General features: G+C 40.2%; 25 protein-coding genes and 1 riboswitch. Of the genes, 14 read left to right on the top strand and 11 right to left on the bottom strand.

The window, feature by feature from the left end:
* The first annotated feature begins 580 nt into the window (after positions 1-580).
* The 7 genes from crcB (at position 581) to thiH (ending at position 7294) form a co-directional block, all read left to right on the top strand.
* Positions 581-964, top strand: a complete 384-nt coding sequence (crcB, locus tag ACXJY6_RS16675) for a fluoride efflux transporter CrcB (RefSeq protein ID WP_456052178.1) — start codon at positions 581-583, stop codon at positions 962-964.
* Positions 965-1011: 47 nt separating this feature from the next.
* Positions 1012-1110, top strand: a riboswitch (TPP riboswitch).
* Positions 1111-1235: 125 nt separating this feature from the next.
* Positions 1236-3140, top strand: a complete 1905-nt coding sequence (gene thiC, locus ACXJY6_RS16670; RefSeq protein WP_458769019.1) for a phosphomethylpyrimidine synthase ThiC — start codon at positions 1236-1238, stop codon at positions 3138-3140.
* 8 nt (positions 3141-3148) lie between these two features.
* On the top strand, positions 3149-4438 hold the full coding sequence (gene thiE, locus ACXJY6_RS16665) for a thiamine phosphate synthase (protein ID WP_458769018.1): 1290 nt from the start codon (positions 3149-3151) through the stop codon (positions 4436-4438).
* Entirely contained in the window at positions 4428-5213 is a 786-nt protein-coding gene (locus tag ACXJY6_RS16660; RefSeq protein WP_458769017.1) for a HesA/MoeB/ThiF family protein, read from the top strand. The genes thiE and ACXJY6_RS16660 overlap by 11 nt, the downstream gene beginning before the upstream one ends.
* Positions 5210-5413: a sulfur carrier protein ThiS gene (thiS, locus tag ACXJY6_RS16655; RefSeq protein ID WP_458769016.1), complete on the top strand. Its 204-nt coding sequence runs from the start codon at positions 5210-5212 to the stop codon at positions 5411-5413. The genes ACXJY6_RS16660 and thiS overlap by 4 nt, the downstream gene beginning before the upstream one ends.
* 2 nt (positions 5414-5415) lie before the next feature.
* Entirely contained in the window at positions 5416-6180 is a 765-nt protein-coding gene (locus tag ACXJY6_RS16650; protein ID WP_458769024.1) for a thiazole synthase, read from the top strand.
* A 1-nt stretch (position 6181) separates the two neighbouring features.
* Complete coding sequence (thiH, locus tag ACXJY6_RS16645; protein WP_458769015.1) at positions 6182-7294, top strand: 2-iminoacetate synthase ThiH; 1113 nt, start codon at positions 6182-6184, stop codon at positions 7292-7294.
* Positions 7295-7371: 77 nt separating this feature from the next.
* Here the strand turns inward: thiH and ACXJY6_RS16640 are convergent, their stop codons facing one another.
* On the bottom strand, positions 7372-9165 hold the full coding sequence (locus ACXJY6_RS16640; RefSeq protein ID WP_458769014.1) for an aminopeptidase P family protein: 1794 nt from the start codon (positions 9163-9165) through the stop codon (positions 7372-7374).
* Between the two features lie 275 nt (positions 9166-9440).
* On the opposite strand from ACXJY6_RS16640, the gene tsrA reads away from it, so the two are divergent.
* Positions 9441-9722 (top strand): H-NS-like global regulator TsrA, encoded by a 282-nt coding sequence (gene tsrA / locus ACXJY6_RS16635; protein ID WP_456052185.1) that lies wholly within the window; start codon positions 9441-9443, stop codon positions 9720-9722.
* A 47-nt stretch (positions 9723-9769) separates the two neighbouring features.
* Here tsrA and asnC read toward each other — a convergent pair whose 3' ends face one another.
* Positions 9770-10237, bottom strand: coding sequence for a transcriptional regulator AsnC (asnC, locus tag ACXJY6_RS16630; protein WP_456052186.1), 468 nt, complete (start codon positions 10235-10237; stop codon positions 9770-9772).
* A gap of 176 nt (positions 10238-10413) precedes the next feature.
* Between asnC and ACXJY6_RS16625 the strand changes: the two genes are divergently transcribed.
* Positions 10414-11193, top strand: a complete 780-nt coding sequence (locus ACXJY6_RS16625) for a class I SAM-dependent methyltransferase (RefSeq protein ID WP_458769013.1) — start codon at positions 10414-10416, stop codon at positions 11191-11193.
* A 118-nt stretch (positions 11194-11311) separates the two neighbouring features.
* Here ACXJY6_RS16625 and ACXJY6_RS16620 read toward each other — a convergent pair whose 3' ends face one another.
* Together ACXJY6_RS16620 and ACXJY6_RS16615 are read right to left on the bottom strand one after the other, a co-directional pair.
* Positions 11312-12184 (bottom strand): carboxylate/amino acid/amine transporter, encoded by an 873-nt coding sequence (locus ACXJY6_RS16620; protein WP_458769012.1) that lies wholly within the window; start codon positions 12182-12184, stop codon positions 11312-11314.
* Between the two features lie 56 nt (positions 12185-12240).
* On the bottom strand, positions 12241-12666 hold the full coding sequence (locus ACXJY6_RS16615; RefSeq protein ID WP_456052189.1) for a universal stress protein: 426 nt from the start codon (positions 12664-12666) through the stop codon (positions 12241-12243).
* A 301-nt stretch (positions 12667-12967) separates the two neighbouring features.
* Here ACXJY6_RS16615 and ftnA point away from each other — a divergent pair, with 301 nt between their 5' ends.
* The 3 genes from ftnA to ACXJY6_RS16600 all read left to right on the top strand — a co-directional run bounded on the left by ftnA (position 12968) and on the right by ACXJY6_RS16600 (position 15181).
* Complete coding sequence (ftnA, locus tag ACXJY6_RS16610) at positions 12968-13495, top strand: non-heme ferritin (protein ID WP_456052190.1); 528 nt, start codon at positions 12968-12970, stop codon at positions 13493-13495.
* Between the two features lie 68 nt (positions 13496-13563).
* Positions 13564-13887 (top strand): universal stress protein UspB, encoded by a 324-nt coding sequence (uspB, locus tag ACXJY6_RS16605; protein WP_456052191.1) that lies wholly within the window; start codon positions 13564-13566, stop codon positions 13885-13887.
* A 106-nt stretch (positions 13888-13993) separates the two neighbouring features.
* The gene (locus ACXJY6_RS16600) at positions 13994-15181 is read left to right on the top strand and encodes a BaiN/RdsA family NAD(P)/FAD-dependent oxidoreductase (protein ID WP_458769011.1); all 1188 of its coding nucleotides are present in this window, start codon (positions 13994-13996) and stop codon (positions 15179-15181) included.
* Between the two features lie 14 nt (positions 15182-15195).
* On the opposite strand, the gene ACXJY6_RS16595 is transcribed toward ACXJY6_RS16600, so the two are convergent.
* The 5 genes from ACXJY6_RS16595 to iolE form a co-directional block, all read right to left on the bottom strand.
* Positions 15196-16380 carry an MFS transporter gene (locus tag ACXJY6_RS16595; protein ID WP_458769010.1) on the bottom strand — a complete coding sequence of 395 codons (1185 nt, stop codon included), beginning with the start codon at positions 16378-16380 and terminating at the stop codon, positions 15196-15198.
* 96 nt (positions 16381-16476) lie between these two features.
* On the bottom strand, positions 16477-17304 hold the full coding sequence (locus ACXJY6_RS16590) for a class II fructose-bisphosphate aldolase (RefSeq protein ID WP_458769009.1): 828 nt from the start codon (positions 17302-17304) through the stop codon (positions 16477-16479).
* Positions 17305-17325: 21 nt separating this feature from the next.
* Positions 17326-18171, bottom strand: coding sequence for a 5-deoxy-glucuronate isomerase (locus ACXJY6_RS16585; RefSeq protein WP_458769008.1), 846 nt, complete (start codon positions 18169-18171; stop codon positions 17326-17328).
* A gap of 29 nt (positions 18172-18200) precedes the next feature.
* Entirely contained in the window at positions 18201-19205 is a 1005-nt protein-coding gene (gene iolC, locus ACXJY6_RS16580; RefSeq protein WP_458769007.1) for a 5-dehydro-2-deoxygluconokinase, read from the bottom strand.
* A gap of 75 nt (positions 19206-19280) precedes the next feature.
* Positions 19281-20174, bottom strand: coding sequence for a myo-inosose-2 dehydratase (gene iolE / locus ACXJY6_RS16575; protein ID WP_458769006.1), 894 nt, complete (start codon positions 20172-20174; stop codon positions 19281-19283).
* 420 nt (positions 20175-20594) lie between these two features.
* Between iolE and ACXJY6_RS16570 the strand changes: the two genes are divergently transcribed.
* Both ACXJY6_RS16570 and ACXJY6_RS16565 read left to right on the top strand, forming a co-directional pair.
* Positions 20595-21983, top strand: a complete 1389-nt coding sequence (locus ACXJY6_RS16570; RefSeq protein ID WP_458769005.1) for an MFS transporter — start codon at positions 20595-20597, stop codon at positions 21981-21983.
* A gap of 364 nt (positions 21984-22347) precedes the next feature.
* Positions 22348-23208: a MurR/RpiR family transcriptional regulator gene (locus tag ACXJY6_RS16565; protein ID WP_458769004.1), complete on the top strand. Its 861-nt coding sequence runs from the start codon at positions 22348-22350 to the stop codon at positions 23206-23208.
* 112 nt (positions 23209-23320) lie between these two features.
* Here ACXJY6_RS16565 and iolD read toward each other — a convergent pair whose 3' ends face one another.
* Together iolD and iolG are read right to left on the bottom strand one after the other, a co-directional pair.
* Entirely contained in the window at positions 23321-25261 is a 1941-nt protein-coding gene (gene iolD / locus ACXJY6_RS16560) for a 3D-(3,5/4)-trihydroxycyclohexane-1,2-dione acylhydrolase (decyclizing) (protein ID WP_458769003.1), read from the bottom strand.
* Positions 25262-25463: 202 nt separating this feature from the next.
* A complete protein-coding gene (iolG, locus tag ACXJY6_RS16555) occupies positions 25464-26465 on the bottom strand; it encodes an inositol 2-dehydrogenase (RefSeq protein WP_458769002.1) in 1002 nt (333 codons plus the stop codon).
* Positions 26466-26489: the final 24 nt, after the last annotated feature.

The following is a 26489-nucleotide window of genomic DNA, read 5'->3' as shown; positions in this document are numbered from 1 at the left end:
AGAGCACATAAGCCTTAGCAGAAATGCTAAGGCTTTTTTGTGCTTGTTTGTTAGCGATTGTGCTGTGAAAGCATCGTCGCAGTGTTAGTGAAAGTGGAGCGGCAGTTCAGTTGGTTAGCCTATTTGTTTAGAAAAATCGGCCTGTCACGCCGGGGGGCGCTGCATTTTGCAAGATAGGGAGTCTCGTCCGTTCCTCCACGTACTTTACAATAGAGCACATAAGCCTTAGCAGAAATGCTAAGGCTTTTTTGTGCTTGTTTGTTAGCGATTGTGCTGTGAAAGCATCGTTGCAGTGTTAGTGAAAGTGGAGCGGCAGTTCAGTTGGTTAGCCTATTTGTTTAGAAAAATCGGCCTGCAATGCCGGGGGATGCCTCACCATACTGCGCTACGTATTTTTAAGTTGTTGCCGGTAGATTAATAGAAATTGGGAGTTATTGACAGATCTCTACTTATAAGTGACTCCTGTAACTTTTTAAATCTGAATTTTTTCTAACAGATTATCTCGTTTTAATTTTCGAATTTCTTCTCTGTTTTATGCAAATTCACGGTATTATATTACTAATTAAAGTAAGGGATTTTTATGGGACAGTTTTCTATATTGAGTTTTATCGCTATTGGAGGCGCATTTGGTGCCTGCTCTCGATATCTAATTTCAGAGTTTTGTGTGTCATTATTAGGTAAGGGGTTTCCTTATGGCACATTAACTGTAAATGTCATTGGTTCATTTATGATGGGAATTTTGGCAGCGGCTCTTCAAGGGCAATTGATTCCAACTGAGCCATGGCGTCAAATTATTGGTCTAGGTTTTCTTGGAGCATTAACCACTTTCTCTACATTTTCTATGGATAATGTTGTACTGATGCAGCAGGGAGCATTCATTAAAATGGGAGTTAATATTGTACTTAACGTTGTATTGAGTATTTCAGCTGCTTGGTTAGGCTTTCAACTGTTAACTAAAGCATGATTTTAATTAATTCCTCTTGGTTATTACTAACCTAAGTCTTATAATATTTTCACTTGTCGGAGTGCCATATGGCTGAGACCGTTAATTCGGGATCCGTTGAACCTGATCAGGCTAATACCTGCGAAGGGAACAGGAGAAGATATTTTATAGTCAATTTACCAATTTCTTTGGTTAAGACTTTACCTATCCTTTAGTGTCGTTACACGTCACACCTCTTGTAGCATTGATCCGATAAGCATTTGTTCCTATTACACTTGTTAGAGGTAAATGCATGTCGACTCGTAAAGAATCTAGAATTTTAGCTAAAAAGTTTATTGATTCAATCAAATCAACACCTTATCCAAATTCAAAAAAGTATTATATTAAGGGTTCTCGCCCAGATCTTAATGTTCCTATGCGTGAAATATCACTTTCCGATACGTTAATAGGAACAGATAAGAAGAACCCTGTATATCAACCCAATGAACCAATATGTGTATATGATACATCTGGTTATTATTCTGACCCAGACTACACCGTCGATTTATACTCCGGTTTGCCAAGAATCAGAGATACTTGGATTTCCGAGCGATCTGATACAACAACGTTAGCCAGTGCTAGTTCAGAATTCGCCAATATTCGTCTATCTGATCATACACTTGATGATCTTCGCTATGGTCAACTACCTGATATAAAGCGTGCGAAGCCGGGTAAATGTGTTACTCAACTCCATTATGCTCGACAAGGTATTATTACTCCAGAGATGGAATTTATTGCACTTCGTGAAAATAGCCGCCATGAGCAATATGAAGACGAACAATTAACCCGTCAGCACCCAGGACATAGTTTTGGAGCCAACTTGCCTGACGCTATTACCCCTGAGTTTGTTCGTCGTGAGGTCGCTGAAGGGCGAGCAATTATTCCAGCAAATATTAATCACCCTGAATCTGAACCAATGATCATTGGTCGGAACTTCCTCACTAAAGTAAATGCGAATATTGGTAACTCTTCTGTATCTTCTTCAATAGAGGAAGAAGTGGAAAAGTTGGTTTGGTCTACTCGCTGGGGAGCTGACACAGTAATGGACTTGTCTACAGGACGTAATATACATGAGACACGTGAATGGATATTGCGTAACAGCCCTGTGCCTATTGGTACGGTTCCTATGTACCAAGCCCTCGAAAAAGTTAAAGGAATCGCAGAGAACCTTACGTGGGAGGTTATGCGCGATACATTAATCGAACAAGCGGAACAAGGTGTTGACTACTTTACTATTCATGCCGGTGTTTTACTCCGTTACGTCCCTATGACAGCAAGTCGAGTAACTGGAATTGTTTCTAGAGGCGGGTCTATAGTTGCTAAGTGGTGTTTGGCTCACCATAAGGAAAACTTTTTATATACTCATTTTGAAGAAATCTGCGAAATCTGTGCGGCTTATGATATCTCGTTGTCATTAGGCGATGGTCTGCGCCCTGGATCTATTGCTGACGCTAATGATGAAGCGCAGTTTTCGGAGCTACGCACGTTAGGTGAGTTAACAAAAATAGCATGGAAGCATGATGTGCAAGTCATGATTGAAGGGCCGGGACATGTGCCTATGCATATGATTAAAGCCAATATGGATGAGCAGCTAAAGCATTGTGACGAAGCACCGTTTTATACTCTAGGGCCTTTAACGACCGATATCGCGCCTGGGTATGATCATATTACATCTGGTATAGGTGCAGCCATGATTGGCTGGTATGGATGCGCTATGCTCTGTTACGTGACACCTAAAGAGCACCTTGGTCTACCGAATAAAGAGGACGTAAAAACTGGCTTGATTACTTATAAGCTCGCAGCACACGCTGGAGACTTGGCAAAAGGCCATCCAGGCGCCCAAATTCGAGATAATGCGCTTTCGAAGGCTCGTTTTGAGTTTCGTTGGGAAGACCAATTTAACTTATCTTTAGACCCGGTAACTGCTCGAGCCTATCACGATGAAACGTTACCTCAGGAATCAGGTAAAGTTGCCCACTTTTGCTCGATGTGTGGTCCTAAATTTTGCTCTATGAAAATATCTCAAGAAGTTAGGGAATATGCGAAGAATCAAGAACTCTCGATAGAGGTTAAGGAAGTTCAGGCAGAAATGGATCGAAAGTCCCAAGAGTTTTTAGAAAAAGGGTCAGAGCTTTATCATCCAGCTAGCGTCGATTAGGAGTTGATATGGTAACTATTAAACTACCTAATTATTTAACGGGCCTTATGGGCCCGATTGAGCGAGCGTTCGAGGCCGCGTACCAATCAGGGTTAGGAAGAATTGAATTTAATTTTCTGGAAACAGAATCTCATCATATTTCTGCTTGCGTGGACGGTAAGCGATATATCGTCGAGATAAACTCTTCAGTTTTTCCTTTGGCAAGCACTCTGGATTCATCTGCTAATTCGGAGTACGAGCTAGTTAGTTTCAATTATTTAGATAGCTCGATTCAAGTTAATCATCCTCAACCTTTGGTCAATGACATTGGTTCATTGGTCGAAATAACTTGTTCGGGAAAGCCTGGTGAGGTTGCAGAGCGTTGGCACATCAGTGGAGAGGATCCATGTGAACTAAGCTCGGCTTGTTGGTTTGATTATAGCTCAGAGGAAACACAAGCTGGCCATCTAGGTTGGTTTGTGGCATCCCTCTGTTTAAACTTTTCAGTTCATGATTCTCTTCTCCTTGCTCATCTTGGCCGCAACGTTTCACGTGAAACGTGGGTTCATTCTCAGTTCGATTTCCTTACTTTGAACACAGCGAAAATCAATATCACTATTAATCAAAATATTACGCCGAGCGACGGTTTTCCAGCCGTCGATTTGCCGAAATTCAATTTATATCCAGTAGTATCTGATGAAAAGTTGATTCATGAGCTTATTGAAAAAGGGGTGACGACAGTTCAATTCAGAGACAAATCACCATCCTCCGATTATGAACTTCAGTTAGAACGAACGACGGAGCTAAGTAGGGCAAAGGGCATACAGTTCTTTGTTAACGACTATTGGCATCTTGCGATTCGACATAATTCATATGGTGTTCATCTCGGTCAGGAAGATATTAGTACGGCTGATTTAACTGCTATCAAAGCAAACGGAATGCGTCTAGGTGTCTCGACGCACAGCTATTATGAAATCGTGCGTGCTCTAAGTATCTTGCCAAGTTATATCGCGTTAGGACACATTTTCCCAACAACAACTAAGAAGATGCCTTCAAAACCTCAAGGACTAGAACGGCTAAAACTGTATAACGAGTTTATTGTTAAGAGTTGTGAAGTGCTAGGTGTCCATATTCCAACATGCGCGATAGGTGGAATAGACATAACCAACGCGCAAGCTGTACTTGATACTGGCGTTGATTCCATTGCCGTCGTTCGTGCAATAACAGAGTCGAACGATTTGGAGAAAACTCTGCATCACTTTGATGCAATACAAAAAAAGAGCTCTTCATTAGAGAATGGAGTTACTGATGGAGCATAACACCAGAGATTCTGATTTTATCCAATATCACCGTCAGATATCGGTGCCAGAATTCGGAGAAACAGGTCAGGTATGCCTCGATAAATCCAGTGTTTTAGTTATTGGTTGTGGCGGCCTGGGTACATTAGTGAGTTCCTATTTGGTTAGCAGTGGGCTCGGTTCGATAGTGATTAGTGATGACGATGTAATTGAGTTGTCCAACTTGCCACGTCAATTGAACTACACACACCAGGATATTGGAAAACCCAAAGTAGATACGCTAAGGAATTCATTAGTTTCAAAGAGTGCTACCACTCGCGTTCGCGCTATAAATAAGAGAATGGATGCTCTTCAATTATCACTAGAAGTAGAACTTGCGAACGTAGTGATAGATTGCAGCGACAACTTTGAATCTCGCTTTTTACTAAATCAAGTCTGTCATAAAACTAGAACACCGTTAATCAGTGGATCAGCGTCCGGTTGGATGGGCCAATTAGCGACGTACTATAACCGGCCAAATTCCTCATGTTACCAATGCTTAATTGACCCTAGTTCGGTCGATTCTTTAAATACCAACTGTACAACGGTTGGAATTATATCTCCTGTTACTGGCGTAGTTGCGTCACTTCAGGCAGTCGAAGCGCTGAAGTTACTCGCGATCGCAGAAGCAGAACTTCAGGTTAATAGTACACATTTAACAATATATGATGGCTTACAACGAAAATTTAGCGAGTTTGAAATACAACGAGATCCGTGCTGCGAGATATGCGGGTCAACCAGTGGAGAATCAAAATGATAAACATAATATTCAATGGTGACCAAGTCGCTGTGGATGATATGACCACGTTATCCTCACTACTCTCAAATATGAACATTCCGACTGTAGGGTGTGCAGTGTCTATTAACAATATAATTGTCCCGAAAGGAAGTTGGGATATTGCTTGTGTTGAGTGTAATGACGAGATCTCTGTATTCAATATTGTCGCGGGAGGGTGATGATGTTAAAAATCGCAAATAAAAGCTTTGGTTCCCGTCTTTTTACCGGAACTGGAAAATTTTCAAGCTCAAGTCAAATGATTGACGCTATCCTAGCAAGTGGCTCGGAGCTAGCGACAATGGCACTACGCCGAGTCGACGTCAATAAACCATTCGATGACATTCTTACTCCGTTAATCGAGAATAATATATCACTTCTGCCCAATACTTCAGGTGCAAAAAACGCCAAAGATGCTGTATATGCGGCACAACTTAGCAGAGAAGCCCTAGATACAAATTGGGTAAAACTGGAGATTCATCCAGATCCAAAATATCTCATGCCGGACCCAATCGAAACCCTAAAAGCGGCTGAGGTGTTAGTAAATGACGGGTTCATTGTCTTACCTTACTGTCATGCTGACCCAGTGCTTTGTAAGCACTTGGAAGAAGTGGGGTGTCATGCCGTTATGCCATTAGGGTCGCCAATAGGCAGTAATCTAGGACTAGCTAGCCGTGATTTTTTAGCGATAATCATCGATCAAGCAACCGTTCCTGTTGTGGTAGACGCGGGTATAGGAGCACCTTCTCATGCTGCTGAAGCGATGGAAATGGGAGCCGACGCTGTGCTTGTAAACACCGCCATCGCTTCTGCAGGGGACCCTAAGCAAATGGCAATAGCATTTGATTTGGCAATAAAATCAGGGCGCAAGGCTTACTTGGCTAAATTAGGTGCCGTTAGTAATACCGCGATTGCGAGTAGCCCATTAACCCAGTTTTTGGAGAATTAGTGTGAGTTTCTCGGAATATATTAAAAAACTTGATTGGGATGATATTAGGTTATGTATTTACTCGAAAACAGAAAGTGACGTTACTCGTGCACTAGGTAAAAAGTCTCTAACACTTGATGACTTTTGTGCGTTACTTTCACCTGCTGCTGAACCGTACCTTGAGCAAATTGCCCAGAAAGCGCAATCGTTAACTCGTAACCGTTTTGGTAATACAGTCAATATGTACGTGCCCTTGTATTTGTCAAACCTTTGTTCAAATGTATGCACGTATTGTGGATTTTCAATGGAAAATCGGATTAAGCGTAAAACATTAGATCTCAATGAAATAGGGAATGAGTTAGTCGCACTAAAAAATATGGGGTTTGACAGTTTGCTTCTCGTAACTGGGGAGCATGAGTCAAAGGTTGGATTAGAATACTTTAAGGATGTTGTGCCACTTGCGAAGAGGCAGTTTAATTATTTGGCTATGGAGGTTCAGCCGCTTGAACAAGAAGAGTATCAACAGTTGATTGGTGTTGGTCTAGATGCGGTAATGGTTTACCAAGAGACCTATAATCGAATTACGTATGCAGAGCATCATAAGCGTGGAAATAAATCTAACTTCGACTTTCGGCTAGATACGCCTGATCGTTTAGGGCGCGCAGGGATCGATAAAATTGGTTTGGGAGCGTTAATTGGTTTGGATGATTGGCGTGTCGATCTGATGTATCTCGCTCATCACCTTAGCTATCTCGAGAAGGTGTATTGGAAGAGCCGATATTCTATATCATTTCCTCGGCTAAGACCGTGTACTGGTGGAGTAGCAACTAAATCTGTCATGAGTGACCGCCAATTGGTCCAAGCAATCTGTGCTTTTCGAATGCTAAGCAATGAGGTTGAATTATCTCTTTCGACAAGAGAGTCGCCTGATATGCGAGATAATACAATTCCTATCGCAATTACCAGTATTTCTGCTGCTTCTAAGACCCAACCCGGAGGGTATTCGAATGGTGATCAGGAGTTGGAACAATTTAGCACTGGTGATGATAGAAGTGCAGATGATGTCGCGTCTGCACTAATAGCAAAAGGTTTACAGCCAGTATGGAAAGATTGGGAACCAGTATTTTCTGGATAGTCTATGTTTCATGTGAAACATAGACTACGATATAATTAACCCTTCGTAACTAATTGATAAATAGTGAATTATATTAATTATTGTTGATGGTCAAGCGGAGCCGTAGCAGATTTTAACCAAGCAAGTGTGTCTCCTTCAACTAAAGGGGACACTTCGTTCCAAACTTTTTCATGGTACTGATTCAACCAATGAATTTCATGATCCAGTAGTAGGCTTGATTCAATAACGCGTTTATCGATAGGGCACCGTGTCAATGACTCAAACCCTAATACACTCATATCACCATCAGTTTCAAATTGAACAACCAGTTCCAAGTTTTCTATTCTGATACCAAAACAGTTCTCTCGGTAGTATCCAGGTTCGTTTGACACGACCATTCCAGGTAACATCGCTATGGTATTCGGCGCTTTACTGATGCGTTGTGGACCTTCATGAACACTTAAAAAGTGCCCAACTCCGTGGCCAGTTCCGTGGTCGTAATCATAACCATAAGACCATAAATGTTGTCTAGCCAAAATATCGAGTTGATGGCCAGTAGTGCCTTTAGGAAAACGAGCAGAAGCAAGTGCGATATGCCCTTTTAACACAAGCGTAAACTGTTGTTTCATTTCAGCTGAAGGCGTTCCAATCGCAATTGTACGCGTAATATCCGTTGTACCATCAAGGTATTGGCCTCCAGAATCAACGAGATAGAGTGAGTTTTCACTTAATGTACCAGGTTGAACCTGATCGACATGATTATAATGGCACATCGCTGCGTTGCTACCCACTGCTGAAATAGTATCAAAGCTGAGATCAACGAGAGTGTCGTCTTCACGACGAAATAGTTCTAATTGGTCAGAAAGTTGAGCCTCGTTTAACCAATTTTTAGTCGAAACTTGTTGATCTAACCACGTCAAAAACTTGACCATGGCTGCTCCATCTCTAACGTGACAAGACTTCATACCTTTGACTTCAATACTATTTTTCTCAGCCTTGATCATTAAACATGGATCGTCCTGATTAACGATATGTGCATCAGTATTTTGCAAGGTTAATGTTATCCACGAATTGGTATTCACAGGATCAACTAACACTCGTTTGTTTGACAACCTATTGAGATAGTCCTGAAGTAATACAGGATCCACTACGTTTACGTCGGGACCAACATGCAAATCAAAACCTTCGACAATGCGATCCTGCGATATAAAAAAGTCGACGCTTGAATCGTTGTGAATGATCGCATGTGAAAGCAAAACTGGCAGTCGGGATACATCAAGACCACGAATATTTAGTAGCCAACAGATGGAATCAAGTTGAGTTAAAATCGCGCAATCGAGGTTCGAAGATTTTAGTTTACTGGCAATGATCGTTCGCTTGTCTTGACTCGATTGGCCAGTTAAGTCTAGTGGCATCAAGCGTACCGGGGATAAGATGGCTTGTGGACGATCGAGCCAAAGTTCGTCGATGGGGTTCCGATCTACTGGAATAAGAGTTAAAGCGCCATTCAAAGAGGTTTGAGCATTCTCAAGCCAACGAGCACGATGCATACGAGGATCAAACCCAACTTTACTAGAGTTCGGTAGAGTAGAGCATACCCAAGTCAAAAAGGGATCTTCGATGAGGTGATGGAATTCAAATAGCGATTCAGGTACTTGTTTCGTAACTTGGACGGTATAACGACCATCAACAAAGATTGCCGCTCTTTTTTGCGTTATAACCGCAACTCCAGCTGAGCCGGTAAAGCCGGTTGCCCAATAAAGGCGTTCATTGTGTGCTGGAATATACTCACCTAAGTATTCATCTTCGTGTGGGACAATAAAAGCGTCGAGATCATTTTCAACTAACCACTGGCGAATTGATGATATCCTTTCAAAGGTAAGCTCGTGCATAGTCATTGTTCCTCATAGATTAAAAAGTAAGCGGTAAATGTGATAATCAGCAAAATATAAGCTACGCTTTTTTAAGGACGCTATCAAATCAAAAACAAAGCTTAAAAATGAAAAAAGAATATAAAAAGACTTTGTTGAAAAAGCGGACTAATATTATTACGAGAGATTCACTTACGGTGTTAGACTATTTTTATTATCGCAATATACCAAGTATATTGCGCATCGTTAATTCACCTCTCAAATATTCTAACCACCCATATTTGGAATGATAAAGCATGTCAATGACAACCTATGAAATGGCTCGTTTGCTAGAGCAAATGGAAGAATCTCCAGAGAAGGTTATGTTCGGAAAAGTACTGATTGAGCTTGGTAATCAGAGTAGTGAGCGAGTTCGTAGTGCTGCAAAACAAGTACCAGTTCCGGTTCTACGTGATCTTGTTTATCAGTTTAATCAAGTTATTGACTCTAGAAAAAATGAGCAAATCGACACATTGGCTAAAGAGATCGCTGACAAAGGAATCTCGGCAGAAGAATTGCTAAATTATCTCAATAAATAATGGCTACAACAGTCTCATAGAATAGTATGACACAATCTAATAGTTCATTATGGGTTTACATTTCTATTGATAGGGTTTTGTAAGCTAATTAATGTTTCGGTAGACTGAACTTCATTAATTGTCTGAAGTTTATCAATTAAAACATATTGCAGTTCTTCAATTGAGCGGCACATCAACTTGGCAAAAATATTATAAGCCCCCGTGGTATAGTAAGCTTCTACCACTTCATCTAAAGCATTTAACTTTTCTAAAGCCGAATGATAATCTCGAGCAGCATTTAGGTTAATTCCAATGAAGCAACATACGTCGTATCCAAGCTTTTTAGTGTTTACGACCACTTCCGTTTTTTGAATAATGTCGGCAGATTTCATTTTCTCGATGCGAACATGGATTGTCGCTGGACTAACGTTGAATTTCTTTGCCATTTCTGCATAAGGTGTACGGGCATCGTCCATCAATATCTTCAAAATAGCACGATCGAGATCGTCAAGTTTCGCTGTCGTATTGGAATGCATCATTATTCCTTGATGTTCGAGTTAAATGACAGTATGTAATGACTAGTGTAACAAAGCGAATAAAATTGTTAAGTATAAAGCGTGAGAACAGGCGTCAAATACCCTATGGTATAGGCTTGTTTCGATATATAGAGCAATGCTCTACTTGTACCACTAGAATGAGTTAGGAAGAAATTGTGCACATTCAATTAGTCTGTGAACGTTTAGGTGGAGAGGCTTACCTCCAGCAGCTATCCGAGAAATGGGGCTTAGAGCATCATAGCGATAGCTTATTTGCTTTAGCTTTAACGGAAACCCAATTGGAATTGCGCAAACTTGATGAGCGTAAGCTTGGCGCAATATGTGTGGATTTTGTTGGTGGATCCGTTGCGCATAGGCGGAAGTTTGGAGGAGGAAAAGGGCAGGCAATTGCAAAAGCTACAGGTCTAAATAAGGGGGTAACACCTTCGGTTTTAGATGCAACTGCTGGCTTAGGGAGGGACGCGTTTGTGTTGGCATCTATGGGCTGTAAGGTTGATATGATTGAACGTCACCCGGTAGTAGCAGCCATTCTTGATGATGGTTTGTCGCGTGCTAAGCATGATGGAGAGATCGGGGAATGGGTCAGTGAAAGAATGACGATGATTCACCGCTCTAGTCATGATGCGCTTATATCACTGCTCGATGATTCCACTTATTCTCGTCCAGATGTTGTTTATTTGGATCCTATGTACCCACATCCAGAAAATAGAAAAAAGCAGGCATTAGTTAAGAAAGAGATGCGCGTATTTCAATCCTTGGTCGGAGAGGATAGCGATGCAGACAAGCTATTGAACCCAGCGTTAACTCTTGCAACAAAAAGAGTTGTGGTTAAACGCCCAAGTTATGCTCCTTGGTTAGATGATCTACGACCTTCTATGACCATTGAAACGAAGAAAAATCGATTTGACGTTTACGTCAATGCAGCTATGACTTAGTCTAAATTGTATCGAGAATAGATGGGCTACCAAAAGTACTATCAGATCGGGATTAACGACGCGTATAGTACTTTTAGTTTAAACCACTATTATAAATAGTGTTGTTGGTAGTAAGTGCTTACTTGGGGTTGTGTTCAACTCGAGATTTAACCCAAGTTTGATTAAACCAAAGCGAAAATACAATGATTGCTCCGCCAATCGATAAACTAACAAGATCTACGTCTCGATTCCAAATGACGATGTTAACGATTAGCCCTGCCGGAACTAAAACGTTATTCATGATAGCAAGAGCCCCAGAGTTGACCATACAAGCTCCTTTATTCCATACGAAATATCCTAGACCAGAAGCGATCACACCAAGGTATGTCAATATTCCCCACTGAACGTAGGTCGTTGGGAGTTTTTCCAAGCTGCCAAATAATATGAATGCGATCGTGGCAACAACCAGTGCTCCAAGGTAGAAAAAACCGAACACACTGTGCTGTGGTAGATGAGTATTGTCTTGCTCCATAACTCGTTTATAGGCCACCTGACCAATTGCGAAACATAAGTTAGCCGCCTGAACGACGAGAAATCCTACGATGAAGTCTTGGTTAATATCCGTTCTCTTTATGAACATGGCACCCATAACCGCAATTGCGGCAGTGAGTAAGTACCATGGAGAAAACCTTTTTCTCAAGGCATCGTAAATCAATGTTACGTAAATTGGTGTGAAAACAGTAAAGAGCAAGACTTCTGGGACGGAAAGTAGTAAGAAGGATTTGTAATAGAAGCAGTACATTAATCCCAACTGAACTCCACCAATAGCCATTAGTTTTATAGCTAATGATTTTGGCACTTGTTTGAATTTAATGAAGGGAAAGAAGATTAGACTGGCTAATGCGACGCGCATAAGCACCGAAAACCAAGAATCAACCTGACCGGCGAGGTAAACACCGATCAGACTAAATGAGAATGCCCATAAGAGGGTAACAGCAGAAAGATAAGCCATGAAATTACAGTAGTTAGTGAATCATGGCGGCAGTCTATCTAAGTTTTGGAAATTCGTCAGTCTTTTAATGGGACGATTAACATATCTACTGGAGAACAGTTTATTAAGAGCTTAGTCGAGGAGAGAAGTTTGCTCCAAAAATCTTGGTGATGTCCACATACGATCAAGTCGACATTGTGAGCCTCTATACACTCGCATATTTCATTACTTAAATCGCCACTCCCAACATAAGTGCTTTCAATTGGGTAATCGGCTTCTTTTGCGAGTGCTGCGAGAGCCTGTTTGGACGCTTCAGCCGATTGGTGTTGAGTTTCTATTAAATTGATATCGATAAGTCCAGAATATAGATCGCTGTAATGAACATCAATATGAATAAATGAAACTTTCGAGTCTAAGGCTTTGGCAAGAAATGTCGCTTTTTTAACCAAAGTACTGCTTTCATCAGAAAGATCTACCGCGACTAAAATATGTTCATAGTTCATTGTATCGACTCCTATTTGAGAACTCTTTTTTACTCTAGCATTATGAAACAAGAATAATTGTTGTGAGGATCAAACTTTACCTTAAGACTCGAGATCATTTCGTGACTTCAAGAGGGTGACTTGCATTAATTTAGTATCAAAATTCTAATTATTTGATATAGAAATATTTATGTCATTGCGGTTCGTTTCATACAGCGCTCAACTTAACAATTCGATAACATCATGCTAACGCTTTAGTGGTGGAAATGATAAGATCAGTGTTATATTGTTTAACCATAAAATGCGATAACTAGGAGCTAAAATGCTATCAGCAACGATGGTTGATCAATTAAATGATCAAATAAATCTCGAATTCTTCTCATCCAATCTATACTTACAAATGAGTGCTTGGTGTGAAGATAAAGGCTTCGAAGGCGCAGCAGCCTTTATGCGTATACATGCAGCCGAAGAAATGGAACATATGCAGCGTTTATTTACTTACGTAAGTGAAACTGGATCGTTGCCAATTCTAGGAAGTATTGAAGCGCCAAAGTATGAATTTGAAAGCTTGGGAGATGTATTTCGCGAGACTTATGAACATGAGCAAATGATTACAGAAAAAATTAATCAATTGGCTCATGCGGCGTTTACAACACAAGATTACTCCACCTTTAATTTTCTTCAATGGTACGTTGCAGAACAACATGAGGAAGAGAAGTTGTTTAAAGGTATTTTAGATAAAATTGAGCTTGTTGGCGAAGACGGCAAAGCGCTGTTCTTCATTGATAAAGACTTAGCTGTTATGGCTACTAAAGGTTCATCTTCAGTGATGGATGCTTCAGAAGAATAGACAATCTAAGAGATCAATACATGGTTCGTCTTTTCTCTGAACACCTCATGAAGGTTAAGGGGGAAAATATGATCAGTGTAGACTTGATTTTATTTACTTTGATGTTAGTAACGTTAGTTAATTTTGCACGTTATCTGACGACGCTTCGTTCACTTATTTATATCATGAGGGAAGCTCATCCGCTGCTGTATCAACAAGTTGATGGCCGTGGTTTTTTTTCCACACATGGGAATATGACAAAGCAGGTACGTCTGTTTCATTATTTGAAAAGCAAAGAGTATCTTCATCATCATGATGAGCTGTTTATTGGCAAATGTGAACGAGTTAGACAGTTGTTTGTACTATCTATGTCGCTCTTCGGAGTCACTATGTTTGGCGCATTTATTCTCTGAGTAACTTAGGTTAATTGGCAAACTATAGGTTTGTGAGTACAATGATCGTCAATTCAATAAAGGATGTGCCCCGAGCGCATCCTTTTTTATTTCAAGAGAGTTGACGATGAAAGAGCAAGTAGATGTGGTCGTTATAGGAGCTGGCGCTGCAGGGTTAATGTGCGCAGCACAAGCCGGTAAGCGTGGCCGTGATGTTCTAATGCTTGATCACGGTAAAAAACCAGGTAGAAAGATTCTGATTTCAGGTGGTGGCCGTTGTAATTTCACCAACTATGATGTGTCATCAAATAACTACCTCAGCTCTAACCCTCATTTCGTTAAATCAGCGCTTTCCCAATATACGAATTGGGACTTTATTGGTTTAGTTTCTGATTACGGGGTTGCCTATGAAGAACGCGAACATGGTCAATTGTTCTGTTTAGATAGTGCCAAGGACATCGTCAATGTTTTACTGAAAGAATGTGATATTCCGACGGTAGATGCTTGTTATCAAGTTGATGTACAAACCATTAATAAGACTCCAACCGGATTTGATATCACCGTAAATGGCCGTAAAGTCAGCTGCCAGTCACTAGTGGTTGCTACTGGTGGTTTATCCATGCCTAAGCTTGGCGCAACACCATTTGGCTACAAAGTTGCTGAGCAATTTGGGTTGAACGTTAACCCAACAAAAGCAGCACTCGTTCCCTTTACACTGCATGTGAAAGATAAAGAGCAACTTGTGGAACTCTCTGGTATTTCCATCCCAGCAGAAATAACCTCCAAAAGTGGAACTGTTTTTAATGAAGCTTTGTTATTTACCCATCGAGGTATATCTGGGCCAGTCGTGCTCCAAATATCCTCTTATTGGCTTCCTGGAGAGCCTTTATCGATAAACTTGGTTCCTAATGATGACATCGAGCAACTATTAAATCAGAGCTTAGAAGCACACCCAAATCAGTCGTTGAAAAATACTTTATCCAAGGTTTTACCGAAACGTTTACTCGACGTGTTAATCAATCGAAATGAGCTGGTGGATAAACCGTTAAAGCAGTTTAATGCTAAAGAATTTTCCGAGGTTGTTACGCAATTAGAACAATGGATTATTGCTCCTAATGGTACTGAGGGCTATCGTACCGCTGAAGTTACACTAGGTGGGGTTGATACCGATGCAATTTCATCAAAAACCATGGAGTGTAAACACGTCCCTGGACTCTATTTTGTAGGTGAAGTGCTAGACGTTACCGGCTGGCTTGGAGGCTATAATTTCCAGTGGTGTTGGTCTAGTGGTTGGGTTGCGGGGCAGTGGGTTTAAATGTGTTATTTAGTTTAAGGAATGGCTTGGTGTTGTTTTGAGAAGTGTGCGGAGTATATAGCTGCGTAACTTACTATCACTATGTATCCAAGAAGAGGTACATAGTAACTCGTTGCAATATCAAACATATCAATAGTAGCGGCTTGTATTAATGGCACTATTCCTCCTCCAATCCCACACATTATAAGTATTGCGGACCCTAAGCCAGTTAAAGAGCCTAATCGTTTTATCGAACTCGCAAAAATGACGGGATACAGAAAAGAGTTACATAATCCGATACAAATAAGAGCAATACCTCCATAGAAATTTTTTGTATAGATTGCAAACAATAATAAGCTAATAGCGATAAGAGCACTGTAGATCAGGGATATTACAGGGTTAATTTTGTCAGCAATAATGCTATACAGAAAGCGACCTACCATAGCGCACGCCCAATATAGACCAATTAAAGACGTAGCCTTTATCATTGAAACGTTACCAATATCGGGATGATGAAGATAGCTAACCGTAATGGTACCAATCGCTACTTCAGTTCCTACATAAGTAAATATCGCGATTGCTCCAGCAAGGAACTCTCGGTGCTGACGTATTGATTTGAGTTGGATAATGATAGAAGACGTTTCTTCATTTTTAAAATTAGGGATATTGGCTCTATATATACAAAATAATAATATTGAAATCAGCATTGCAAATATGAGATAGATATTTGAAACCCCAACTATTGCTATGGTTGCACCAATACAAATTGGTGCGATAACAGTACCTAGCGAGTTAATTGAGGAAGTGAACGAAAAAATTTTAACCGATGGAATGTCAGACGTTAATTTAATTACGTACGGGGAAGCGACGACTTGCATTGACGCGACACCGATAGCAATAAAGAAAATTGAAAGCAAAACGCCTATATATGAATGTGTCTGGATCATTAAATAAAACATTGTTAAGCCAACAATCGTGATTCCTAAAGAGCAAAGCAGTGTTTTTTTGTAACCTTTTGAACTCATTAACATAGATGTTGGAATGCAGGAAATAAAAGGCGCAAGATAAAATACAACTTGAATCATCATCGATTGTTGATAATTTAACGTAAACATTTCTTTAAAATATGGGACTAACACAGCGTTGGCTGAAGTAATGATTCCCCATGCCATGAATACGGAAGATAGTAACGCAATTATTTTTTTTGAGTTAGTTTCCATACATGAACCTATTGGACGAACATAACGCATATAAAAATAAAGAAATGACGTCCTGCCATTTCTTTACTGTGTATAGTCATAATGTGATTTAAAAAATTAAGAAAGCAATTCGATATTTCTTAATGCTTCTTCTCTTACGTGTGGCATTGCTTTTTTCATAAAGTATAAGCGATCGAACTTACTCGCTTCTTCATTCATGTATTTTCTTAAGTTATTACCTAAAGCTTGTCTTAAACAAGTACCAATGTTGAACTTAGATACACGGGTTTTCTTTAAGGTAAGGATATCCTCAACTTTGATTCCACTCGTGCCGTGAATAACTAAAGGCTTAGTAACCAATGACTCCACCTTATCTAATAAACCAAAATCGATTACGCTTGTTGGTTCAGTTAGGCGGTGGATGTTACCCACAGATAGCGCCATACAATCTAGATCACTTTCCTCTGCATATCTCTGAGCTTCATTTGCATCAGTCAATATGGATTTAATATGGTCCCGACCCTCTGTATAGGGCACTGAGCCTATTTCTCCTTCAACAGAAACATTACAAGCGTGAGCAACTTGTGCGACATTTTTTGTTCTTCTAATGTTTTCTTCCAAAGGAAGTTGTGAACCATCAAACATCACAGAGCTAAACCCTGCAGTTATTGCTTGATAGATGATTTCCTCTTCATAAGTATGATCTAAGTGCAGTACTATTTTTTGAGAGCTACTTTCTGCTAGTCCTCTAAATAGGTTCACGGCATCTCGAGGGCCATAGAAATCAATGACATCTTTATTGCACGCTAGAATTACAGGCTTCTTACTTTCTTCTGCTGCTTCTACAACTGCTTTAGCATCTTCATATCCAAAAACATTAAAACAAGGTATTGCATAGCTAGCTTCCGCTGCGTTGGGTAAAAGCTCATTCAAATTAACTAACATTTAAATATCCTTGATTTAATACTATTTAAATTTATTAACCATATCTTTGATACCTGGAATTGTATGAACTTGGTATTCATGATGAGGATCAAAATATTGGATCAGTGATTTGGATGTTTCACCCACAATGATAGTGAAGTAGTACATTTCATAGCCAGGGGCTGCAACACTAGGGTGGTAGCCTTTATCTATTGCAATAACGCTGCCGGATTTAACGTGATAAACGGGGCCGCAATCATCTTCATGCTCGTATAAGAATTGTGCACCAAAGCCTTGTCCTGGGTTAAATTGAAATTGATAAACTTCTTGATAATTTGTTTCCATAGGTGGGCGTTCACTGTCATGCTTGTGAGCTGGGAACCCTGACCAACCACCAGCACCAACAGTAAAGAGTTCGCTAACCAGTAGACGCCCGCGTTTATCTGAATTTGCTTGACCCAATACATGCTTAATCTTGCGGTGTGTCTTAGTATCGTCTGAGCCATATTGAATTTTGTCAACATCACCCTGAACGACAGCAAACGGTGCTAATACTTCATCATATTTGCCACCAGCTATCATGATGTCTGCAGAATCACTAACACAGTTAATGATTGCTTTCATACCAACGGGGACATATACAGATTCAGGGTCACCTTCCCAAATGCTTGAACGTTTGCCTATATTTTCAAATGTTTCACCATTGACGGTAACAGAGCATGTCCCACCCGCTAGAACGATAACACTCTCATATCCTTCAATCTGGTGAGTAAAGCTTTGTCCTTGGGTGAGCTTTACTGGGTTAAAGTAACAAAGAGGTGCTGTGTCATCATTTGCATCGATGATTGGCGTATTTTTGTTGTCAAAAGGAGCTATGTGCTTACCCATTTATAAATCCTACCTATCTAAATTTAAGTTTAATCGTCTCGATTCATTTGCGTAAATGTCGCCAAGAAGTCTTCTAGTTGACTCTTTGTTGGCATTGCTTCTGTACAGCTTGTTCCACTCACGTTGATAGCTGCAGCAGCTGATCCATTAGATACGCCTTTCTTCAATGTTCCGCCGTTAATCAGGGTCCAAATGAGACCACCAGCAAAAGAGTCACCAGAGCCAAAGGGTTTCTTCGCTTCTACTTGGAATATACCTTGAGTGAATCGAGTTCCGTCGGTTCCATAGACTTTTGAACCTAACTCTCCTGCTTTAATGATAACGACTTGAGTATTTCCACCAAGGAAACGTTCTGCTGTTTGATCGTCGTTTTTATTGTTAGGAGCCACAACCGTTTCCATCATGTCAAATTCTTCACGGTTTCCGATTACAATATCTGAAAGGCTTGCGGCAATACCGTAGTAAATTGACGCATCGACATTCGTACGCCATGAATAGGGACGATAATCGACATCAAGAACGACTAATACATTGTTTTTTCTAGCATATTGCATTGCGAGTAGGGTTGCTTCTCGACTGGGGCTCTCAGATAAAGCGGTACCAGTAACGATGAGGATCTTACTGCTAGCAATATAACTCTCACTAACTTGTTCGGTTTTTAGGGTGAGGTCGGATGCTTTATTTCGGTAAATAAGGACATCACAATTTGATGGTTTCATCTCTGTAAAAGCCACTGATGTACGTGACCCAGAGCTATCAACCATCATCCCGTCAAGGTTGATTCCCTGTTCTTTCATATAGTCTTGTACATAACGGCCGAATGAGTCATCAGCAACACAACCGATAAAGCCAACACTCGCGCCTAGTCGGTTGATCGCGACAGCAATATTTGCGGCAGAACCACCAACGAATTTGTTGAAACTAGTGACATCAGCGAAGTCAGTGTTGGCCTCGTTAGCATAGAGATCTACACCTGAGCGACCAAGAACGATGGCATCAAATTTTTTATTTTCTTGAAGAATTATTTTTGTCATTTTCTATCCTTAATTCTGCACAAACGTTAGTTATCGGCCACTCACACTAATGAGTGGGCAGATTTAACTTCAGAATTAGAGTTCATATTTTACCGCATATCCTTTGATATTCTCGTATGCGATTGTTGCGTACTCTAGTGGGTTTGCTTTTGCCGGATCCTGTTCAGCTTCTACTAGAAGCCAGCCTTTATAGTTACGTTCTTTTAATGCCTTAAATACATCGTCATAATTTACATCACCAGTACCTGGTACGGTGAATACACCATCTAAAACGGCATTCAAGAATGATTTATCGGCTGAGCGAGCTTTTTCCATGATGCTTAGGCGTAAGTCTTTGAAATGCATATGACCAATACGGTGTCCCCAACGCTCAATCATAGCGACTGGATTCCCGCCACCATAGGTAATATGGCCGGTATCGAGTGTTAAAAATACAGACGGGCCTGTTACTTCCATCAACTGATTGATGTCACCTTCAGTTTCGATGATGGTGCCAACATGATGATGAAATGATAGCTTGATGCCATGTTCATTCAATAAGTAATCAGCAACGGCTGTGAGCTTTTCACCATAAGTCTTCCACTCATCTTTGGTTAAAATAATACGTTCAGATAGTGGTTTATTGATATCACTATGGACCGAATTACTTACTTCCCCGTATACCATTGCTTTACAGTTAGCGGCTTTCAATAGCTTGATATGCTCTTGCATTCCTGCAATTTCTTGCTCAGGAGTATTTGTCATTAGGTTTCCGCTAAACCAGCCTGAAGCAAGATTTAATCCGTAACTTTGTAGGAGTGGAAGCAATACTTCCGGCTCGCGAGGGTATTTAGTTCCAAGCTCTGTACCTGTAAATCCAGCCTGTGCCATCTCACTTAAACAAGTATCAAGGGAGATTTCGCCCCCCAGTTCTGGCATGTCGTCATTAGTCCACGTAAGAGGGCTAATACCAAATTCAACGTTACTCATTTTGAAATACTCCAAATTCAGAAAGTTAATTTATTAAACTTACTCCAATATACATAATAAATGGATAAATAGAAAATATTTTTCATTGTATTTTTTTGCTTAAAATATGTCTGATTATTTCAATGTTAAACTAATTCAATAGATTTAAAAAAGGAGATCCAAGTCAAATTTTAATGTTATTATCTTCAATAACAATAACTTAGTGGTTAATTTTGTTTCTTGTTTGAACTTTAAATAAGATTAATCGTGATGAGCTTATCATTATGGAAACAAAAAACAAAACAGGTATGGCGCTCAATAAATGCACGCTTTAAGATGCACTACAACAAAAAAGTGAAAAATATTTTTTATTTACTCGTTCACTTATTTGTAATGAATTAGCTGATGTAGTGATGTTATTAAATTAAAAAAGGTGTGGTTATGGATAATACCGTTGTTAGCTCGAGTAAATCGGATATTAAAACATCGATTTCTGAGAAGGTTTCTTATGGAATGGGGGATGTTGCATGTAATGTTGTTTTTGCATTGACATCAGGACTCGTTGTTTATTTTTACACGAATGTGATGGGGATTTCGGCGATGATGGTTGGTACCATCATCATGTGTTCGAAATTTTTCGATGGTTTTACCGATATTGCTATTGGTTTCCTTGTCGATAAAATACATTCTAAGCATGGGCGAGCGAGAGCTTGGGTGCTATGGATGGCCATTCCCTATGCCGCCTCAGCGATACTCTTATTTTCAATTCCGGCAGAGGCCACAACCTTGGTACAGGGAATATATATCTTTATTACCTATAACCTCTGTACAACCGTAGTCTATACCGCTTTGAACCTACCTTATGGCCTTATGGCTCCGTTGATGACAACCAATGAAAAAGATATCGCGACCATCAATATCTTCAGAATGTCGATGTCACCGATTGCCTTTATGATTGTATCGGCTTGCTCTTTCCCTCTAATTAACTGGCTTGGCGGCGGACAGACAGCTTGGATTCAAGCGATTACTATATACTCGGGCATCGCTCTTGTTTGTTTAGCTTGGTGTTTCTTAGGTACAAAAGAACGTGTGAACATGGTTGCGGCAGCAGAAGCTGAAAAGTTGCCAATCAAACAGAAGTTCAAACTATTACTTCAGAATAAATATTTTTTCAACCTGACGCTTGCATCCATTGCTCTCGGCTTTTATCAAAACTTCAGTGGCACTGGTGCTACTTATTACGCCCAATATATCCTGGGGAGTACGGAACACTTTGGTACTTTAGCCATTGCTGAAACGATACCTAAAATCATAGGGATCATTGCGATAACGCCTTTAATTGTTAAATATGAAATTAGTAAAAGAAATTTAGTCTTAGCAGGTGCAATTCTTATTGTTCTAGCGCAGCTAACCTTTTTAGTTACGGATCCAAACCCAACAACAGCCTGTGTGATTGCGGCTATTCGAGGTGTGGGTCAAGCGCCATTATTTGGTCTTATGTTTACCATGATGGCTGATGTTGTTAACTATGGTCATTGGAAGACAGGTGTACGAATTCAAGCGGTTGTATTCTCGGCATTTACTATTGGGCAAAAAGTTGGAGGCGGGCTCTCTTCTGCTATCATTGGTTGGTTAATGTCGAGTTCTGGTTTTACTGGTCTGGAAGTAGAGATTGACAGTGCGGTACAAATGACCAATAACATGTATATTTGGGGAATAATTTTCTCTTGGGGTGTTATTGCTATCTTTATGTGGAGATATAAATTAGACAAAACATATTCTGGCATGATGGACGAAATGCGTGCGAAAGGTATGACAGCAGAAGCGTAATACCATGTAAAATGGTTTACCTATTCTTATTCGGTTCCCTTTAGTTGTTATTGCTCTATTAATGAGAGATGGCAGCTGAGGGGATTTTTGAAAATAATCGTTTTAATCCACTTCAGTATTATCCCTTCTCGTTTCTATACCCTCGATAACTTATTTTTATTTTATAGCGACGTGCTTTTCATTTTGGTGCAAGTATTTTTTTGAAAGTAATTTTCTATTTAGGATATATTTTAGTGTCGCGTTGGAGATATTTCTTTTCATTTTTAGAGGCTTAACAACTTACTTTCCCTTAAAACCCAAACGGTTACCACATGTGATACAATCTATAGTAATAGCGATAAAAATTTATCACATGCAGCATTGAGTGAAAGAAGTAGGAAAGGCAATAATGGAGAAAAATAAGCAACCACAGGATTTAGATTCTTTAAAAGAGTTGATTGTTAAAAGGTATGACAGTTTAAGTACTCGGTTACAGCAAACGGCAGATTTTATTATCTCTGAGCCCATGGTTATTGCTATCGAAAAGATGAATGTTATTGCGCAAAGAGCGAATGTTCCTTTAACGACATTGAGTCGATTTTCTAACAGCATGGGCTTTTCTGGTTTTAGTGAAATGCAGGTGCTGTTTAAAGATCACTTTTTCAATATGCCTGTTGAGTATGATAAGCGGATCAAACAAGCTCAAATACACAACGATCTCTCGAACAAAAGTTCTCTAGATATATTCCAAAGTTTTGGTGACGCAAATTTGGAGGCCATGAGAAATTTACAGCATTCAGTATCTCCTGATAAATTGAATAGAGCATTAGCCTTATTAAACAATGCCGAGACTGTATATATACATGGAACACGCCGTGCTTATCCGGTTGCGTTCTACTTTTGGTATGCTCTGATGAAATCTAACAAAAAAGCAGTTTTGTTAGATGATGCAGGCGGTATGTTGAAGCCGTTGACGCGTACAATGAACAGTAACGATGTATTATTTTCAGTTACCTTTACTCCGTATGCGCCAGAAACGACTAAGATTATCGACATTGCCAGAGATAAAGATGTTCCATCAATTGTAATAAGTGATTCTCAAATTACCGAAATTGGCAAAAATACTGATGTGTGCTTTGTGGTAGAGGAGGGGAATTTAATGGGATTTCGTTCACTGAGTTCTTCTATTTATTTAGCCCAGAGTTTGGCAGTCAGTTTGATGTGCCAAAATGCGACTGACGAGTAATTATTTATTTAAAAAAAGTGTATATATAAAAAGACCCCCAATAATTGGCGTCCAACTATTGGGGGCTGTTCAAAGTAGGGGAAATTAATAAATTAGTAACCTAAAAATCAAGTTAATATTGTCTAGCAATTGTCTTCAATACTTCTTTAATATCAGCCGCCGCTGCTTCAATTTCTGGTTTATCAGCAACTTGAGCGGTACCCGCACGCCACCATGATTCATATCCATGTGTCATTGTCTTCGGTAGAATTTTAACGTCAATTAACGTAGATACAGTCTGCTTCTTAACATCCGCTAGAGCTGCTACTAGCTCTTCTTCAGTCCTAACTGTATAGGTGACACAACCATAACTTTCTGCATTTTTAGCAAAGTCGACAGGTACAGGAGCACCGGTCAGCTTGCCAGTTTTAGGATCACGACGTCGATTTTCAGTACCAAAGCTGCCCATACCTTGGCTCATTTGTAGGTTATTAATACAACCAAAGCTCATATTATCAAGGAGAACGATATTGATTTTAATCCCTTCCTGAATAGAGGTTTGAATTTCAGAGTGCAACATCATGTATGAGCCATCGCCTAATAAGGAATACACTGGCTGGTCAGGTCTTGCGATTTTAGCTCCGACTGCCGCTGCAATCTCATAACCCATACAAGAATACCCAAACTCCATATGATAGGTATCAGGTTGTTTTGGGCGCCACACGCGTTGTAGGTCTGCAGGTAGTGAGCCGGCAGCACCAACGACAATCGCATCCTCTTCAAGCTCTTTATTTAAAATACCTAAGACTCGAGTTTGTAATAGCGTGGACTTTAATATTTCAGCGTATTCATCCAGCAGACTATTCTCAACATGACCAGAAATTTCAGGTATGAAATCGTCTCTATTATAAGTAGCATGGTCAATACGCTCTAGCTCTGTTTCCCACAGTTGTCTTGCGTTACTAATTTCGTTGGTATAAGCCGACTGGTAGCCAATTTTTTCAAGTGCTTCAGACAAGGCATTTAGCCCTTCTTGTGCATCGGCAACAATGCGTGTGCCGTCAAGCTTGTATGCATCATAAGACGCGACGTTAATATTGATAAACTCTACGTCTTTATTTTGGTATTGAGATTTTGATGCGGTGGTAAAATCGGTCATTCTTGTTCCGACACCAATAATGACGTCCGCTTCTTTTGCTAGGAGGTTCGCAGCCAGTGCTCCTGTCGCACCAATACCACCACAGTTCAGTTGATGATCGAAAACAATCGCTGACTTACCTGCTTGTGTTTCACCAAAAGGGATATTGAACTTTTCTGCAAAAGCAGAAAATGCTTTATGAGCTTCTGAATACCGCACTCCACCACCACAAACAAGCAGAGGTTTCTTTTTGTTTTTTAGAACGTTGACGGCATCTTGAATCATTGCATTGGTTGCAGGGCGACGTTCAATTCTATGCACACGTTTAGCGAAGAAGCTTGCTGGGTAGTCATATGCTTCACCTTGTACGTCTTGTGGCAGCGAAATGGTGACGGCACCTGTGTCAGCTGGATCGGTAAGAACTCGCATTGCATGAATCATCGCAGTCATTAGTTGCTCTGGTCGTAAGATTCGATCAAAGAACTTGGAGACGGGTTTGAAGCAATCATTTGTTGTTACTGAATAATCATGAAATTGTTCTACTTGTTGAATAACAGGGTCAGGCTGGCGCGTTGCAAATACATCACCTGGCAATAATAATACTGGAATGCGGTTTGCGGTTGCGGTTGCGGCAGCGGTTACCATATTGGCTGCACCAGGTCCGATAGATGAGCTTACGGCATAAATTTTCTTACGCTTTTGCTGTTTAGCGTACCCAACCGCAATTTGAGCCATACCTTGCTCATTACAACCTTGATGCACAATGAGATCGCCAGCATCTTGTTCAAGTGCTTGTCCTAGGCCAACGACATTGCCGTGACCAAAGATTGTAAATACACCATGGACAAATTTATCTTCTTTGCCGTCTACTTCGATATATTGTTGGTTTAGGAATTTAACCAAAGCTTGCGAGGTCGTTAGGTGGAATGTACTCATAATTCAATTAGCTCCGCTATACAGTATAAATATCATTGGCTTTTCCACTGATATTCGGTTTCTAACCTCAACACATGGTTGATAAATAGGTGTTGAGTTAAAACAAATTAAGATATTAGATAATGTTCATTTTTATAATGTAGGCATATGCCCCATAGAACATCAATTTTCCGATTGATGTTCTATGGGGCATTTAACGTCTTTATTTGGTTGATAAGTTTAGGTGTATCGTTTTTTGAGAACGAGCAGATTCACCAGCTGCTTCTGCTAGCTCCAAAGCGATCTGCCCATCGATACCGCTACAACAAGGTTCTGTTCTTCCGGCTAAAACATCAGCAAAGTGTCCCCACTCTGCAATGTAGGCATTGTTGTAACGTTCTAGGAAAAAGAATTCAGGATTGGTTCCTGTACAACCGTGTTCATTCCAACATTGAACCAGGTTTTCAGTTTGATTTTCAACTTTAAGCAGGCCTTTTTCACCATGAAGTTCCAGACGTTGGTCGTAGCCATAACCGGAACGACGACTGTTGATGATTGTTGCACTCACACCAGATGGGAAACCAAGAATAATCGTTGCGGTATCTACATCACCTGCATCACCAATTGCAGAATCAACTACGCATGATGCATGGACGGTGATTGAATTTGGCTCTTCACCAATCATAAATCTAGCCATGTCTAGGTCATGTACACTCATGTCTCTAAACATACCACCCGATACTTTGCAGTATTCTGCTGGTGGTGGTAATGGATCGCGAGACGTAATTACAAGAGATTCTACTTTACCGATTCTACCTGCATTGAATTGATCATTTACATAGCGAAAGTTGGGATCAAAACGTCGATTAAAGCCAACTAAAAATGGAACCTTGTAGTCATTTACAACGGCAAGGCACTCTTGAATTCTCGCTAAAGATAGATCAATCGGCTTTTCGCAGAAAATTGCTTTACCTTTCTTCGCTGCTTGCTCAACAAGATCGGCATGCGTATCTGTAGCCGAAGCAATACAGACAGCATGGACATTTTCATCGTTCATTGCTTCTTCAATCGACTGAATAACAGCTTGGTATTTGTTGGAAATACTTTCTGCTCCAGCGAGGTAAGGGTCAATCACAGAATACAAGTTTAGTTCTGGGTGATTATTAATAATTTCCGCATGAACTTTACCAATTCGGCCTGTACCAAATAGTGCAATATTAAACATTACAGATCCTCAGTTAAATAGTAA

The sequence above is a fragment of the Vibrio phycocola genome, assembly GCF_054404255.1.
The sequence above is the reverse complement of the archived record's forward strand: the minus strand, read 5'-3'. Positions and strand labels throughout refer to the sequence as shown.